The sequence below is a fragment of the Staphylococcus gallinarum genome (assembly GCF_000875895.1).
In the GTDB taxonomy this organism is placed as follows: Bacteria; Bacillota; Bacilli; order Staphylococcales; family Staphylococcaceae; genus Staphylococcus; species Staphylococcus gallinarum.
The window spans coordinates 1-440 of the sequence record NZ_JXCF01000102.1 but is presented as its reverse complement, the minus strand read 5'-3'; the positions used below and the strand labels follow the sequence as shown (position 1 = coordinate 440).

General features: G+C 50.9%; 5 tRNA genes. All 5 read left to right on the top strand.

Going from position 1 to position 440, the window contains the following annotated elements:
* Window positions 1-16 precede the first annotated feature (16 nt).
* Window positions 17-89 (top strand) — tRNA-Phe (locus SH09_RS13610).
* Window positions 90-104: 15 nt separating this feature from the next.
* Window positions 105-180, top strand: a tRNA-His gene (locus tag SH09_RS13605).
* Window positions 181-194: 14 nt separating this feature from the next.
* Window positions 195-268, top strand: a tRNA-Gly gene (locus SH09_RS13600).
* Window positions 269-278: 10 nt separating this feature from the next.
* Window positions 279-353: transfer RNA gene (locus SH09_RS13595), tRNA-Asn, on the top strand.
* A gap of 1 nt (window position 354) precedes the next feature.
* A tRNA-Glu gene (locus SH09_RS13590) sits at window positions 355-426 on the top strand.
* Window positions 427-440: the final 14 nt, after the last annotated feature.

Sequence of the window (440 nt, the reverse complement as noted above, 5' to 3'; positions counted from 1 at the left end):
CGCCATTACATATTATGGTTCAGTAGCTCAGTTGGTAGAGCAATGGATTGAAGCTCCATGTGTCGGCAGTTCGACTCTGTCCTGAACCATTACTGATTTTTGTGGCGGGTGTGGCGAAGTGGTTAACGCATCGGATTGTGGTTCCGACACCCGTGGGTTCGATTCCCATCATCCGCCCCATAATAATTTAATACGCGGGTGTAGTTTAATGGCAAAACCTCAGCCTTCCAAGCTGATGTTGTGGGTTCGATTCCCATCACCCGCTCCAATAATATTTATCCACAGTAGCTCAGTGGTAGAGCTATCGGCTGTTAACCGATCGGTCGTAGGTTCGAGTCCTACCTGTGGAGCCATGGCCCCGTGGTCAAGCGGTTAAGACACCGCCCTTTCACGGCGGTAACACGGGTTCGAGTCCCGTCGGGGTCATATAAACAGAAGTG